Below are 13,957 nucleotides of genomic sequence, written 5' to 3'. Positions count from 1 at the left end.
CATATAATCCCCACCTTTTTTTACAAAATTATTATTTTTTTTAAATCTTTAACATTCAAAAGTTCTAGTGCTATATCTATACTTTCTTGTATCCCACACCCAAGTTTTTCTCTTACCTTTTCAGCTTCTATCGATATATCTTGAATTGTTACTCTATGCATACAACCCCATCTCCTTTTGTTTTTTTAAAGCTTTACGATAGTTAGTTCTATAATTTCTTGCCGAGCAATAACTTATATTATGCTTTTTAGATAATTCTTCTGTAGTAAGTCCTAATCTTACATCTTGTCTTATTTTTTTCAGTTTAGCTTTAGTTATCATATTAAGCCCCTACTTTTATTTTTTTTCTTCTCATAGACATCATTCCAAGCATAGATGGTTTAGGTTCTTTTTCTATTTTCATGTTTCTATATTTTTCAAGTTCTTCACTTGATAGTTTATAAGTTACAAGACTTTCACTTACAAAACTTTTAATTCTTTTGGCATATTCCTCTTCTATCTCCCAACAAGGAATACCAGTATAAATATCTCTAATCATTTGATTTACTCCCCCTATTCGCTTATGCTTACTTATGCGAAGCTATTTGTTATCTCCATGCCATTTTTTTCAAATCTAAGAACCTTGTCATTTCATTTAAGAATCCAACTTTTATAGTTCCAGTTGGTCCAAAACGATTTTTAGCTATAATAGCTTCTGCAATACCTTTTTCTTTACTATCTGCGTTATAATATTCGTCTCTATACATTAAAATTGCTAAATTAGTATCTTGTTCTAACTGTCCAGAACCTCTGAAATCTGACATTAAAGGTCTTTTATCTGCTCTGGCTTCACATGAACGACTTAATTGTGCTATTGCTATTACTGGACATTCTAACTTCTTCCATAGTTGCATTATTCTTTTTGATATACTTGCCAACTGTTCATTTTCTGTGTTTCCTTCTCCATCTTGTACCAATTGAAGGTAATCTATTATTACAAGGTCTAAGCCTTTTGTTCTTTTTAATTTCAAACATTTTGATCTTATTTCTGTAATTGTATATACATCATCTGTAATGTGAATATTTGAGTTATATATTACATTTGCAGCTTCATGTACTTTAGCCCATTCGTCTGAATTTAGTTTGCCTTTGTATATTTTTTCGCTTGGTATCAATGTTTCTTGTATTAACATTCTTTTTAATATTTGCTCCTTAGTCATTTCCAAACTGAATATTGCTACATTTGATTTTTCTCTTATAGCTGTATGTCTTGCCATATCTAGGGCAATTGAAGTTTTCCCCATACCAGGTCTACCGCCTATCAATACATATCCTGGTTGTAATCCATCTAAAACTTCATTAACCTTTTCAAAACCTGTGTCCAAACCTTTTATACCTTCAATCCTTCCACGTTCTTCTATTTCATCTAAAACCTTAAACATTAACTCTTTGCTGTCATGTATTTGTTTTACTCCTGAGCTTTCTCTGAGATTGTAAATATCTAATTCAACTTCGTCTATTAAATTTTCTCTTGATGGATCATCTTCTATTTTTCTAGCTAGTTGGATTAATTTTCTCTGTCTAGTTACTTTCTTTAACTCTTTCACATAGCTTGTATAGTTTTTAGGTGATGAAACACATGTAACAAGTCCTGTTATATACGATATATCCATCTTAGGTATTTTGCTGTATAAAGTGTTAATGTCTACCGCTGTATCTTCTGTTTTAAGTTCTTTAGCTGCTTTTAAAATTTGTTTATGTATTTCAAGTGTAAAATCTTCTTCATCAAGCAACTCTATTTCTTCTACAGCAGCTGCATCTAATAAAAAGCAACCTAATGTAGTTTGTTCTAAATCAATATTCTTCATATCCAACCCTCCTATAGTTCCCTATGTGCTGGACTTGCACTTTTAAATTCTTGCTTATGCTCCATACTATGCAAGTAATCTTCAAAAGGTCTATTAGGTCCAAGGAATGTAGCAGCATGTTTTATATATCTTTCTTCTTTCCCCTTACAATCTTTAGAGTAGTTTTCAACTGCTTTCATCAAGTCTTTTATATTAACCTTATCAACTTTATCTTTTAGAAGAGTGTTCCATGCCTTAAATGCTTTTTTCTTTTCTTTTCTTCTAGGGTATATCTTCCAAAATTCTTCGAACTCATCAGAGTAAACACACATATGTTTTATATTAGTAGAAGAATCTTTAGTAGAAGAATTTTTTGTTCGGGATTTGAATCCGTATGGCTTAGGATTTATATCCGTATCATTCGGATTCAAATCCGACTTGTTATTTCCGTTTGAAATTAAACTATAATAATTAATTCCTAATTTATAAAAAGAATAAACTCCGTTATTTTTTTTAGTTCTATGATTTAAAACTTCAGCTTTAGCTAACTTTTTAAATCTTCTATATATGCTGTCTACTTTAGTGAGTTTTAGTATCGGAAGTTCTTCCATTAATTTTTCATATCGAACCCAATAATAAAATTCTCCATCAAACATTTCTTTTTTCATATTTCCGCTATCTTTAAAATCTACAAAATACCTTAATATTAAAGTATCTGTAATATCTAATCCAAGATCTATAAGTCTTTGTTGACTAAAACCATGTATTGTATATTTCATTTTCTCCCCCACCTCACTTTATTTAAATGTCATTATTGCAACTACTGCTATTATTACTAAAATGAATCTTATTCCTATATATTTTTTCATCCGTTACTCCTAATCTGTGATATAATTAATACATAATTAAATTTTAAAAGCTTTTAACTTTAAGTTTCCAGCCCACCTGGAAGCTTTTTTATTTTTTTGTTTCTTATGGAACAAGCCACTAAATTGCATTTTAAGACCTCTTTTCCCTTGTAGTGTAAGTTTGTCCTAAATTCACCCTAAAAGTATTATTTTCAGTCGGCAATCACGTGAAAACACTATTTAAAGCTAACCCCTACCGTCTAAATTCTTACTTTTTATTAAATATAGTGAAAATGCAGCAGATATTAGCTCATTTATTTCTTTTTTTACATCATTCCATTCTTCTTCTTCATGTTCATCTATTTTATTATCGCAGGCAATTTCTACCATTCGTTTTTTTATGTCATCTATGTCTGTATACTCTTTTTGAAAATTAAGTACGCTGAGACTTAGAGTATTTAAATCGATACTAGGAAGAACTATTTTTCCTAAATCATCGTTTTGTTGCAAATGCATGTATCCCAGCCATTCTGCATTATAGAGTTTAACTAGTTGCTTTACTCTTGTAGAACTAGGAATCCTCTCTCCACTTTCATAGTATTGTAAAGTTCGAAGTGAAATTTCATCTTTCAGCAGTTCTATTACACTTTCTTGTGTAAGACCTGCAATTTCACGTGCTTTTTTATAAATATTTGTGTTATCAAAGTTCATTACCAAATTCCTCCATACAAGTTATAATTTAACTAAGGTTAACTGATTTGTATACCATGTTTTCCCATAACATTTCAAAGTTATAAATGCTATAATTTATATATGTTGTATATTATAGTTTACTGTTATTTGGAAAAACTTTTTCAAATTTTGATTTTAGTGTATTACATATTTTAGCTGCTATTTCCACGCTAGGTTTTTTTTTACCTCTTTCAATATCAGATAAATATGGTCTTGATATTCCAACGCTATCAGCTAATTTTTGTTGTGATAAATTTGCTTTATTTCTAATTTGTCTTATGTTGTTATGCAAATATATTCCTCCTCTCAGTAAACCAAAGTTTACATCTTAATAATACTATGTTTTACATAAGCTTGTCAACTATAATTTACAATATTTTTTCAAAAACATTATTTAATTTTTGTAAACTTTAGTATACAATTGAAACGAAGGAGTTGTTTGAATATGAATGAAAATAAACTTGGATTATACATAAAAGAATATAGAGAGAAACACAATTTAACTTTAAGAGAATTTTCTCAAAAGTGTGGTTTAAGCCACACATATATAGATAAGTTACAAAAAGGAGTTGATCCTAGAAGTAGCAAACCAATTTTCCCAACTATTGATACTTTGCAAAAAGTTGCAGATGCAACAGACATTTCTTTAAGAAATTTATTAACCAGACTTGATTATATAGACGATAATGTGAATGGAGCATATGAGTTTGTAGAAGATTTTGTAGCAGGTATGAAAAATAAAGGTGTAGATTTAAAAGGTGATTCTTTAGATAAAATTTTAGATAAAATTTTAGAAGCAGCAGAATTAATAAATAAAATCAAAGAAAAGTAGCTAAAATTATTAGCTACTTTTTTTCAATTCCTCTATATTTAAATCTATTATTTTTTTTATAAAAATATTTTTTTCTTCTAAAGTTATACTATTAATTACTTTTTCTAGTTTTTTTAATTTTTCTTTCATATTCCCTCTGCCTCCCTATAATACATTTGTAAATTACCCACATCTTATCCACATTTCATCCACATTATTTGCAACTTATCAACAAAAGTGTTCGATAAGTGTTCGATAAACGGTATATTAATAATTATACATCAACTAAGTGTAATTGCACAATAATTGTATTCAATTGTTGTATATTTTTTTCTAAGCATACTGTCCACTTCCCTTTCTGAATAGGTCTTTTTGACTACTTGCCTGTATTATATATCTTCGTTTAAAACATGTCAATATATTGCAATTACTGGGTTTAAAGTTATTTTTATTTCGGCACTCTGCCGTTATTTTTTTATATAAATTCAATATTTTTTTATGAATATCAAATTTATATTGCATAAATTTAATTTAAATATAGTCTAGTAATTAGAATATTTTAAACATAATTATGAATAATAGATTATTGCTAAATGCAAATATTTATATCCGCTAATTAGAATATATTACCACGGCATTCTGCCGAAACTATGTTATATAATATTTGTCAAGGGGTGTCGAAATTGCCAAAATTAACAGGAATAAAGTTGAAATTTATACGTGAATCTTTAAAATTAGATAGAAAAATATTTTCTGATTTTTTCGGAATAAATGTAAGAAGATACGAAGAGTATGAAACAGGCAGAAGATGCATGAATATACAAACACTACGTCATATTGCCGATAAATTAGATATTTCTATAGATTTTTTAATGTGTAGAAGTGATTTTATTATATTAGACAATGAAAAAGATATAATGAAAAGAATAGCAAATAGAATTAAATTATCATGATATAATTATGAGTAAATACATAAAAGAGGTGTGACATTTGGATTCAAAAACTCAGATATTATATGAAATGTACAAGTATATGCAAAAAAATGAATACTCTCCTACTGTTAGAGATCTTTGTGAGTTAGTTGGTTTGAAATCTCCTTCTACAGTGCATTCTCATATTCAAAAACTAAAAAAAGAAGGTTATCTATGTCAAGAGCCTACCCTTCCAAGAACTCTTATTCTAACAGAGAAAGCTTTGAAATTATTAGGATTAGAAAAAAATACTCAAAAAAGTTCTGATTTTATAAATTTAGACCATAAAATACTTTTAGCTGCTAAGTTTTGTTTGAAAGAAAATAATTTTACATTTTTGAAAGAGTTTGAAAATATAATAAACAAAGTTAAAAAGCAATTATATTGATTTAAGACTATCTTGAGATAGTCTTTTTTACTATTTAGAGGTAAAAAATGTTATAATTGTATTGAATATACATAAGAAAGGGGTATTTTGAGTGAAAAAGAATATCAAATGGATAGTTATTGGATTTGTAGTTTTATGCTTTTTAGGCGCTATTACTTCTGGAAGAGATATGGAACAGGTTAATAATGAGCCTATACAAGCAGAAGAGGTTAGTGCTAAAACTCCAATTAATGAATCATCAAATAATAATATTAATACAAATTCAAATTCAAATGAAGTAAGTGAATATGCGGCAAGTGTTAATGAAGTAATAAGTGAGTTTGTAGAGGCAAATGATAATTTCAGTAAATGTTGTACTCAAATGGGAGAAAATCCTTCACTTCTAATGGATCAAGATTTTATTTTAAATATGGCTATGAATATGGGTATTATAAAAAATTGTTACACACAAATTAAGGACATTGCTCCACCATCAAAAATGGAGAATGTACATACCGATGTTGTAGATGCTTTTAGCAAATACGATAAAGCTATGGATATATTCGGTGAAGGAGTAGACAATATGGATGTTGATAAAATAAATCAAGCTACTCAATTATATATGCAGGGAACTGATTCTATTAATAATGCGCAAGCAAAACTTTTGGAAGTAGGAATAACTTTTTAGTAAAATATGTATCTAATTTATTCATTAACAGCATTAAAAGAGTAGAAGATTTCTACTCTTTTTTTTAATTGCATTAATTATTCTTTTAAGGTAATAACTCTTTACCATTTTTATAATTTAATTTGGAATAAGTATTGACTATGAAAGGTTTTTAATAGATGCTTAGAGGGAATGAGGGAGTGAATGGACAGAGTTAGCCCCTATACACGAAGAAAACAACTGTCTTAATCGTGTATAGAAGCTAACTTGTCAAATGTATGCCCATCAGTCATTCAGTCGTTTCATTTGCCTTCTACAAATTAGTAGTTTTCACTATACACAAACTTTTCACATATAAAACCATGCCCTTATATGCTCCTTACGGTTTGTTTGTGTACCCTAGTCCCTAAAGACTACATAGTACCACCCGAGCCATTAATGGTTGCTCTCACCTACAAATAGAGGACAGTAGAAGGCTTGTCCATACTATAGGGGTAGTGTTTTCATTAACGTTGGAGATACCTGCTCCTATTTCGGTTTTAATAAAGGTTAACCGAAATGCTTCAAAAAACCTTGATTGAATGCACAAAAAAACGTTAGCAATATTACTCGCTAACGTTCGTTATATGTAAATATATTACATCCGCACAAAATTTCTTAAAAATACTTGAATAAATTAAGCTTAGATTGTATACTATACTTAATAAATAGTTCAGTTGAGATTTTTCTCTGTGCGTTTGGTTAGTTCGAGTAACCAATCGTGCAACTTCTTAGGATTGCCGTCCTTTGAAGTAGCTGAGCTTATTTAATTTTTTGTAACTTCTTAATTCTAATTCTAAAACTATTTAACAAAAATGTCAATCTAAATAAATTTAAATCAAAATAAAAGATGCCTATAGTGGCATCTTATTTCAATTAAATACTTTATTATGTTTTGATTGATGGCAATTCTTACATACTACTTCTATGCTATCAAAGTTTTCTCGGCCCTTCTGCCCATACCCGAAAGATTTATGATGTAATTGTAGATTAGCACCTTTAATTCCACATCTAGTACAAGCCTTATGATTCTTTAAAACTCTATCTCTAAAATATTTCCAATGCTCTGATTGTAAATATAATTTATAGTCGATTTTTTTAGCTGCATCTAAAAATTCTTTATACTTTTGATTAAATTCTTCTAAAGTTATATTATGATCTGTTACTTCAGTAGAATCTTTAATTTTAGGTTTATTTTTTTGATTCTTCTTATGTTGTTTTATAGCGATTTTAGTAACTCCAGTTAAAAAAGTTCCGAATCCTCTAGCCATTTTACCACCTCTTTGGTACATAGTATTGACTATAACTTACTTAATAAATCATTCATATTACTAAAATCTGTTTTAATTTTAAGTACATCAAAATATTTACTAGATTCTATTTTTTTATTAGTTATTCCTAATATTATGGGAAATGTAGGTAAATATTTTTTGTAGTCTTGACTTAGATATAGCTCTTCATATTTTTTTGTATTGAATTTATTATTACTTATTTCTATCTCAATACAAGCTATATAAGTATTTTCATTATATTTAAAAGCTACAAATCCATCTGCTCTTACATTGCTTAATGTTAGTTCTTTTTTAACTTTTATTATCTCAATATTATTAATTTTATTTAACTCTCTTATAAAGTCTGTAAGTAATAAACTGTGTTTTGTTTGATTTGGTTTTCTATCTATATAATATATATATTCTTGGCCCACATATTCTCTATATCGTTTTATAACTTTATTATCATATAAAGTCTTTAACCTACGTTGAGCAACTCTCAAAGAAGGATAAAACATATCTGACAGTGTAAAAGTTTTAGCAATTTTAACTTCTTTTAAAAAGTCTAGCATTAACTGATCTCTCTTAGTAATTTGATACATTCTGCACCTCCTACAACTTATCTAAAAAGTCTAAATCCTTTACTATACCTGGACCTGTTTTTTCTGTATCAGTTTTTGAATTATCATTTTCTTTAGGAGGATTAAGAGTTATTATTTTATTTTTCTTACTATCTATTTTCTTTGTTATGTTATTTGATTTTTTAATAAATTTATCTTTAAGTAGTTTCTTTATTTGATTATCTGTAATAAAGAATCCTTGAAATTCTAATTCTTGATTATTATGTCTAACTATACCATGCCCTCTGCCTTTCAAATAAGCTGCTTTATCATGATCTAATATTAATCTACTATTAACATTATTTTGAGTTTTAAAAGCTATTATATTAGGAATATTAGCTTTAATTCGGCTGTCTAGGGATTTGGAGCAAGGTCTTTGTATTGTAAGAATAAATTTAACATTACAAGCTCTGGCCAGTGCTAAAAGTTTTATAAGAAGTGTATTTGTAACCTTGTTATCCATAAGGGCAACATATTCTTCTATTACAACAACTAGCGGATACATTTTATTGTTATATTTCTTGTTATATTCTTTATAATCATTACAATCACTTTCAAATAGCAAATTGTATCTAGTATTAACTATTTCTTGAATTTTGAATAACATTTCTGTTGTTTCTTCTTCACTCTTACAGAAATATTTACAATTATTTAGTTTAGCAAACTTTTTAAGTTCTACCCCACCTTTTAGATCACTTAGCCACAATTCTTTATTCTGTAGAGATAATTGAGTAATTATAGTATTAAGACATACAGATTTACCACTTCCAGTAATACCACTGATTAAAGTGTGACACTCTGTAGAATCTAAATCTATAGACACAAGATCTTCTCCAAGAGCATAGCCTAAGTTTATTTTTTTATTATTTATAATTTCAAAGTCATATTTATCTTTTAGTGCAACAGATACAATTTCTATAAAGATACATTTATTGTTGTAAGTTATATTTACTTTGTTATTAAGCATAGCTTCGATATTATCTTTTTGTTTTATAAAGTCATTTACATTAATTCCTAATGGTAGTGCAAATCTATATATTAAACCGTTTTTTGTTTCTTTAGATTCTTGGAATAAAGGATATTGGTCTAACTTGTTTTTTAGTTCTACAGATTTAAAAAATTTATCCCAATTAATATTATTATCTGTAAAATGCATAGCGATAGCTCCTACACCTAAACTTATAAGACTAGCTGGAACTAATATAGGTATGGCTAGTGTAGATACAAAAGCTGTTGTTATAACTCCTGTACTAGCTGTTAATGCTCCTAATTCTAAAAGATTATTATTACTCATAATGTACATACCCCCTTATACTTATACAAACTTGCCTATCTCATCTATCTCTTTCCTCTTCATCTTCTTCTGCTTCGGTAGTGCTTAATGATTCGCCCTCAGACTATTCGTTAGTAGTATATAAGCCATATACATAGTTCGCTCTAACGAACACTCTTAACGAATAGTTTTGACGTATAGTTATTGTTATGCTAGATAGCTTGTATAACTTACATTGTCCTAAAAAGTTTTTATGATATTAAATAGAGATTTAACTCTATATAGAAATTAAAGGGATTGGATTATATTTGTTTAATATAAAAATAATAATTAAAATAACGAACTAAGCAAATAATAAGTAATAACTAAGTAAATACTATAAAAATACTAAATAGGTCTTGAACTCTAATTAATAAAATGATATTATGTTTATATACTACTAAGCAATAACTAAGTAAACACTATAAAATTATTAAGGGGAGATTTTAAATGCAAAATGTAATAATGAGTATTGATGCTGGTAAAAATTCTGTAAAAGTAATATGTGAAGGTATTAAAGCTTTTAAGTTTGAAAATTTAGTTTTGAAAGGTGAAAGAACTAAAAAGCCATCTAACTCTAATTCTTTTGAAGTATACTTTGCGGATGAAAGATATATCGTGGGTGATAAGGTTAGAACATTAAAGGACTATTCTTCAAACAAAATTATAGAAAGTAATAAAATAGCTATTTACACAGCAATAGCAAAAGTTTTGGATATGTTAAAGATAGATAATGCAAATATTAGATTAGTTACAGGGCTTCCGAATGAGCATTATACTTCTAAAAATGAAGAAGATCTAAAAGCTTTACTTATAGCGAATGAGATATCTATTAAGATAAATGATATTGAAAAGAAATTTACTATAGATAAAGATAATATTTTTATTCTTCCTGAAAATTATTCAGTTGACTATGAATCAATTCCAAGAACACTATTATTAGATTTAGGATATAGAAATACAAACATAAATCTAATTGAAAATGGAGATATGATGCAAGAATATATGAAGCACTCTGAAAAAGGTATTGTAACTCTAAAAAACAAAATAGCTGAAGAATTAGAAGCTATATACAATGAGCACTTTGAGATAGAAGATATAACGGACAATATAATAGTGAATGGACTACCACATGATGCGGATAGCAAAGAAGCAATTAAGAAAGGCATTATAAAACATTTTGAAGAGTTAATAAATGAGATAGAGAGCAAAGGTATAAAAATGAGAACTGTAAATCATATAGCATTAAGGGGTGGAGGAACTAAGCTAATAAAAATGGAACATATAAGAGAAATATTCCCTAAGCATTCTGAAAAAGATTCTGTAACTATAGAAGGTGATGAATATAAAAATGCGGATATATTTCAAGCTGTAGGAGTACAATATTTTGGAGATGATATAGATGAGTAAAAAAAAGATATTGTTAGAAATAAATGAGGATAGCGAATATTATAAATTTATAGAAGAGCATAGAGGTAAGAGAGAATTAAGTTTTACAGCATGTGCTAAACAATTACTATTTGATAAAATAGATGATCTTAAAAAAGAAGATATTGGAGAAATAAAAAGTTTAATAACAAAGTTAACAACCAATAATGTGCAGCCTGAGGAAATAAAAGTTAAAGAAGAAGTGAAAACTAAAAAAGATATGCTGAAAAATATAAAAAACCTAAAAAAATAATAAGTTTACTAATATGAAATAAAAGCTTGAAAACAGTCATTTTTGTTATTACATTATCAAAGTGACTGTTCTGTATATTATGCGAAGTAAATTGAAATTTTAGTTCAGGAGGGGTAATTATGGATAAATACGATGAAATTTCAGAAAGAATAAAAGTAGAAGAACAATTAGAAAAGGATTTTCCTGCTCGTAGTTATACTGATAATAAAGAATACTTAGAAAAAATAAAAGCTTTTCTAATTAAAAGATATAATGCTAATTCAGTTGACTTTAGAATTAAAGATGAAGATTCTTGGTATTTTGCAAATGCTGATTCTAAAGAAGTTAATTATTTCATTGATTTTAATGCATATGTTCGTATAACTAAAAATTATGGAGATATTCAAAGACAAGATACTATTCAAGTTATTATTAAATATGAATATACATATTTCTTTAAAAGTGAGAAGGTTTATGAAAATTTTACTACGTATCAAGGTATTGATAGTGTTTATATACAAAGTCCTGAAAATGGTTATTCAGAGTATTTAGGCTTAGAAAAAGTTAGAGATTTTTAGTTTCGGAATAAGATATTAATAAAAATAAAAGGGTACTCGCATTGAGTACCCTTGATTTATGTAAACTGATAAAACTAAGATGTCTGTATATAGTATATGTAGTTTTAATTAATATATGTCGCAAATTTCTTAATTAGAAGTTCTACATATTCTTTTTTCCAAGTACCATTATTGATCCAATAGTTTGGACTATCAATCACACCTTTTTCAACTAATTTATTTATTGCAGATGTTAGATCATTATCTTCCATTTTAATTTCTCCTTTCATAATATTTATAAATCTTGTCCAAGGGAATTTAAGGCCAGGACAAGATTTATAATGAGCATAATCTGTATGTTTCTTAATATTATTAGTAGGTATATTATGTCTTTTCATTATGTCATTTACTATTTTAATTAATGTTGCAAATTGATTGTTATTAGGTTCATAATTATCAAAGTTTCCAGTAAGACAAATATGTATACCTTTGTAATTCATCTTAGCTTCTTTACAAGCAGCAGCAGTATCATTTTCAACTCTTCCTTTTTGTAGTGAACCTTCTTTATTAATAACATAATGATAACCTACATCACGCCACCCTTTAGAAATATGATATCGTCTAAAGGATTCTATATCTCCTGTATCTGTTGCACTATGATGTATTACAATATGTGTTTTATTCATTAGTTTCACCCTCCTTATCGAATGTAGAATATACCCCAACTCCTATAAATAGATAACTAAGTATATCTACAATATCTTTTAATAAGTTCTCATCTATATTAACTCCATACTTTTGACATAATTGATAAATAACACCCACTAAAGCTATAATGAATATTGGATTTTTCAATCTTTTTTTCATGTTTTTACTCATAACATCATCTCCTTTTTATTTAAATATTACTTGCTGAATTGCATAAAAAAAGAAGCCTATAAAGCTGCTTCCCAATAATCCCATAAACCATTTGATTGTTTTTGTTAAATCTTCTATCTGTTTACATAAATTTTTTATTTGGACCTTATATTCTCGACTATCCTCAGATAAATCGTCTAACCTTTTAGAATGTCCATTTAGCCTATTCTCATGTTCTTTTATTTTTTCTTCTATACTTTTATGCTTTTCTAAGCATAATTCTGTTGTCATTCAACCAGCTCCTTTTAAGAATAAACTTCATCAAAAATATTTTGAACTTCAGCAAGATTTCCTCTTGCATAAATTTGAGCGGTTACTCCAGGATCAGAATGTCCTAAGAATAATTGTATGTTCTCTATAGCTACACCCGCCCTTCTACACCTAAAACCCGCGCTGTGACGTAAAATATGAGGATGTACATTCTTAGTTATACCAGCACGTTTAGCAATATTTTTTATACTATCTTGTATAGATTTTTTTGAAAGTCTATTGTTTTCTCTGCTAATAAATAAAGCTTCTAAATTATCTTTTCTAGACTCTATGTACTTTAAAATATTTTGTTTAGCATATTCAGAGAAAACACACATCCTTTCTTTTTGCCCCTTTCCAATAACTTTAAACTGTCTATTATTAAAATTTAGGTTATTTCTATTTAGCTGCCAAATTTCTGTAAGCCTGCATCCTGAAGAATAAAATAAGGAATATAGAGCTAATCCTCTTATATCATTTTCATCTTCTAAATACTTAAATATCTGTTCCATTTCCTTTTCTGTTAAAGGATCTCTATGTCGAGGATGTATTTTTATTTTGTCTATTTTATCCATGGGATTTTTGATATTTAAATAGTCTTTTTTAATCATTGTTTGGAAGAACATATTTATAGTGCTGAATTTTCTAGATATTGCATACTGTCCATTCTGCCTATCTTCCATGCAATATTGTAGAAAATCCTCTAAATCTATATTTGTTACATCATTCAAGTTTTTATCTCCTAAAAATCTAAGAAGAACAGTTAAGTCTGAATGTATAGCTTTAATACTTTCAGTAGTAAGGCCTTTGTTTTTACATAACATTTTGTATCTATTTAGTAGTTTTTCATTTGCTGGATTCAAGCTATCACCTTCTTATGTCTTTTCTGAAAATGGGTATAAAAAAAGAACCTTTTGTTGGTCCTATTTGCTACGTTAAATGTACCTTTAGATAATATTTATATATTACTTACTATTTTTTCGGCTATAACTACGGCATATTCACTAGGTACAACTTTCTGAGTTTCATTTGCCCTCTGGCTTTCATCTAGAATATACTTCCCAGCCTTAACCAAAATGATATAAGCATTTGCAACATATTCAAACATA

Annotated in this window: 22 protein-coding genes; 7 read left to right on the top strand and 15 right to left on the bottom strand. The window is 27.8% G+C overall.

From position 1 onward, the window contains the following. Positions 1–20: 20 nt before the first annotated feature. The 7 genes from Tmeso_RS16565 to Tmeso_RS13970 form a co-directional block, all read right to left on the bottom strand. Entirely contained in the window at positions 21–161 is a 141-nt protein-coding gene (locus Tmeso_RS16565; protein ID WP_187296380.1) for a hypothetical protein, read from the bottom strand. Next, positions 154–321, bottom strand: coding sequence for a hypothetical protein (locus tag Tmeso_RS16560; protein WP_187296379.1), 168 nt, complete (start codon positions 319–321; stop codon positions 154–156). Before Tmeso_RS16560 ends, Tmeso_RS16565 begins: the two co-directional genes overlap by 8 nt. A gap of 1 nt (position 322) precedes the next feature. Further along, on the bottom strand, positions 323–538 hold the full coding sequence (locus tag Tmeso_RS13990; protein ID WP_099192278.1) for a hypothetical protein: 216 nt from the start codon (positions 536–538) through the stop codon (positions 323–325). A 49-nt stretch (positions 539–587) separates the two neighbouring features. Further along, positions 588–1,847: a replicative DNA helicase gene (locus Tmeso_RS13985; RefSeq protein WP_099192276.1), complete on the bottom strand. Its 1,260-nt coding sequence runs from the start codon at positions 1,845–1,847 to the stop codon at positions 588–590. An 11-nt stretch (positions 1,848–1,858) separates the two neighbouring features. Further along, complete coding sequence (locus Tmeso_RS13980) at positions 1,859–2,605, bottom strand: hypothetical protein (RefSeq protein ID WP_099192274.1); 747 nt, start codon at positions 2,603–2,605, stop codon at positions 1,859–1,861. A 315-nt stretch (positions 2,606–2,920) separates the two neighbouring features. Beyond that, positions 2,921–3,385, bottom strand: coding sequence for a helix-turn-helix domain-containing protein (locus tag Tmeso_RS13975; RefSeq protein ID WP_099192272.1), 465 nt, complete (start codon positions 3,383–3,385; stop codon positions 2,921–2,923). A 112-nt stretch (positions 3,386–3,497) separates the two neighbouring features. After that, positions 3,498–3,698, bottom strand: a complete 201-nt coding sequence (locus Tmeso_RS13970; RefSeq protein ID WP_099192270.1) for a helix-turn-helix transcriptional regulator — start codon at positions 3,696–3,698, stop codon at positions 3,498–3,500. A gap of 153 nt (positions 3,699–3,851) precedes the next feature. Between Tmeso_RS13970 and Tmeso_RS13965 the strand changes: the two genes are divergently transcribed. From Tmeso_RS13965 to Tmeso_RS13950, 4 genes are all read left to right on the top strand, one after another. Next, positions 3,852–4,238 (top strand): helix-turn-helix domain-containing protein, encoded by a 387-nt coding sequence (locus Tmeso_RS13965; protein WP_099192268.1) that lies wholly within the window; start codon positions 3,852–3,854, stop codon positions 4,236–4,238. Between the two features lie 662 nt (positions 4,239–4,900). Continuing rightward, complete coding sequence (locus Tmeso_RS13960) at positions 4,901–5,170, top strand: helix-turn-helix domain-containing protein (RefSeq protein WP_099192266.1); 270 nt, start codon at positions 4,901–4,903, stop codon at positions 5,168–5,170. A gap of 37 nt (positions 5,171–5,207) precedes the next feature. Next, entirely contained in the window at positions 5,208–5,576 is a 369-nt protein-coding gene (locus tag Tmeso_RS13955; protein ID WP_099192264.1) for a LexA family protein, read from the top strand. Positions 5,577–5,667: 91 nt separating this feature from the next. Further along, positions 5,668–6,243: a hypothetical protein gene (locus Tmeso_RS13950; RefSeq protein WP_099192262.1), complete on the top strand. Its 576-nt coding sequence runs from the start codon at positions 5,668–5,670 to the stop codon at positions 6,241–6,243. 890 nt (positions 6,244–7,133) lie between these two features. Here Tmeso_RS13950 and Tmeso_RS13945 read toward each other — a convergent pair. The 3 genes from Tmeso_RS13945 to Tmeso_RS13935 are packed head-to-tail and all read right to left on the bottom strand — an operon-like array spanning position 7,134 to position 9,446. Continuing rightward, positions 7,134–7,532 carry an HNH endonuclease signature motif containing protein gene (locus tag Tmeso_RS13945; protein WP_187296378.1) on the bottom strand — a complete coding sequence of 133 codons (399 nt, stop codon included), beginning with the start codon at positions 7,530–7,532 and terminating at the stop codon, positions 7,134–7,136. 29 nt (positions 7,533–7,561) lie between these two features. Next, entirely contained in the window at positions 7,562–8,134 is a 573-nt protein-coding gene (locus Tmeso_RS13940) for a hypothetical protein (RefSeq protein WP_099192258.1), read from the bottom strand. 10 nt (positions 8,135–8,144) lie between these two features. Beyond that, a complete protein-coding gene (locus tag Tmeso_RS13935) occupies positions 8,145–9,446 on the bottom strand; it encodes an FtsK/SpoIIIE domain-containing protein (protein ID WP_187296377.1) in 1,302 nt (433 codons plus the stop codon). Between the two features lie 468 nt (positions 9,447–9,914). Between Tmeso_RS13935 and Tmeso_RS13930 the strand changes: the two genes are divergently transcribed. The 3 genes from Tmeso_RS13930 (at position 9,915) to Tmeso_RS13920 (ending at position 11,702) form a co-directional block, all read left to right on the top strand. Beyond that, positions 9,915–10,874, top strand: a complete 960-nt coding sequence (locus tag Tmeso_RS13930; RefSeq protein WP_099192254.1) for a ParM/StbA family protein — start codon at positions 9,915–9,917, stop codon at positions 10,872–10,874. Then, complete coding sequence (locus Tmeso_RS13925; RefSeq protein ID WP_099192252.1) at positions 10,867–11,145, top strand: hypothetical protein; 279 nt, start codon at positions 10,867–10,869, stop codon at positions 11,143–11,145. The genes Tmeso_RS13930 and Tmeso_RS13925 overlap by 8 nt, the downstream gene beginning before the upstream one ends. 119 nt (positions 11,146–11,264) lie before the next feature. Then, entirely contained in the window at positions 11,265–11,702 is a 438-nt protein-coding gene (locus Tmeso_RS13920; RefSeq protein WP_099192250.1) for a hypothetical protein, read from the top strand. Between the two features lie 104 nt (positions 11,703–11,806). Here the strand turns inward: Tmeso_RS13920 and Tmeso_RS13915 are convergent, their stop codons facing one another. The 5 genes from Tmeso_RS13915 to Tmeso_RS16555 form a co-directional block, all read right to left on the bottom strand. Next, the gene (locus Tmeso_RS13915; RefSeq protein ID WP_099192248.1) at positions 11,807–12,367 is read right to left on the bottom strand and encodes a peptidoglycan recognition protein family protein; all 561 of its coding nucleotides are present in this window, start codon (positions 12,365–12,367) and stop codon (positions 11,807–11,809) included. Continuing rightward, positions 12,360–12,560: a phage holin family protein gene (locus Tmeso_RS13910; RefSeq protein ID WP_099192246.1), complete on the bottom strand. Its 201-nt coding sequence runs from the start codon at positions 12,558–12,560 to the stop codon at positions 12,360–12,362. The genes Tmeso_RS13915 and Tmeso_RS13910 overlap by 8 nt, the downstream gene beginning before the upstream one ends. 15 nt (positions 12,561–12,575) lie before the next feature. Next, positions 12,576–12,830: a hemolysin XhlA family protein gene (locus tag Tmeso_RS13905; RefSeq protein WP_099192244.1), complete on the bottom strand. Its 255-nt coding sequence runs from the start codon at positions 12,828–12,830 to the stop codon at positions 12,576–12,578. Positions 12,831–12,844: 14 nt separating this feature from the next. Beyond that, positions 12,845–13,711: a tyrosine-type recombinase/integrase gene (locus tag Tmeso_RS13900; RefSeq protein WP_099192242.1), complete on the bottom strand. Its 867-nt coding sequence runs from the start codon at positions 13,709–13,711 to the stop codon at positions 12,845–12,847. 95 nt (positions 13,712–13,806) lie between these two features. Next, the gene (locus Tmeso_RS16555) at positions 13,807–13,956 is read right to left on the bottom strand and encodes a CD1375 family protein (RefSeq protein WP_187296376.1); all 150 of its coding nucleotides are present in this window, start codon (positions 13,954–13,956) and stop codon (positions 13,807–13,809) included. Between the last annotated feature and the right edge of the window lies 1 nt (position 13,957).

The sequence above is a fragment of the Tepidibacter mesophilus genome, assembly GCF_002724055.1.
Taxonomy (GTDB): domain Bacteria; phylum Bacillota; class Clostridia; order Peptostreptococcales; family Peptostreptococcaceae; genus Tepidibacter_A; species Tepidibacter_A mesophilus.
Note: the sequence above shows the minus strand (reverse complement) of the source record. Positions and strands in the feature narration are given on the sequence as shown.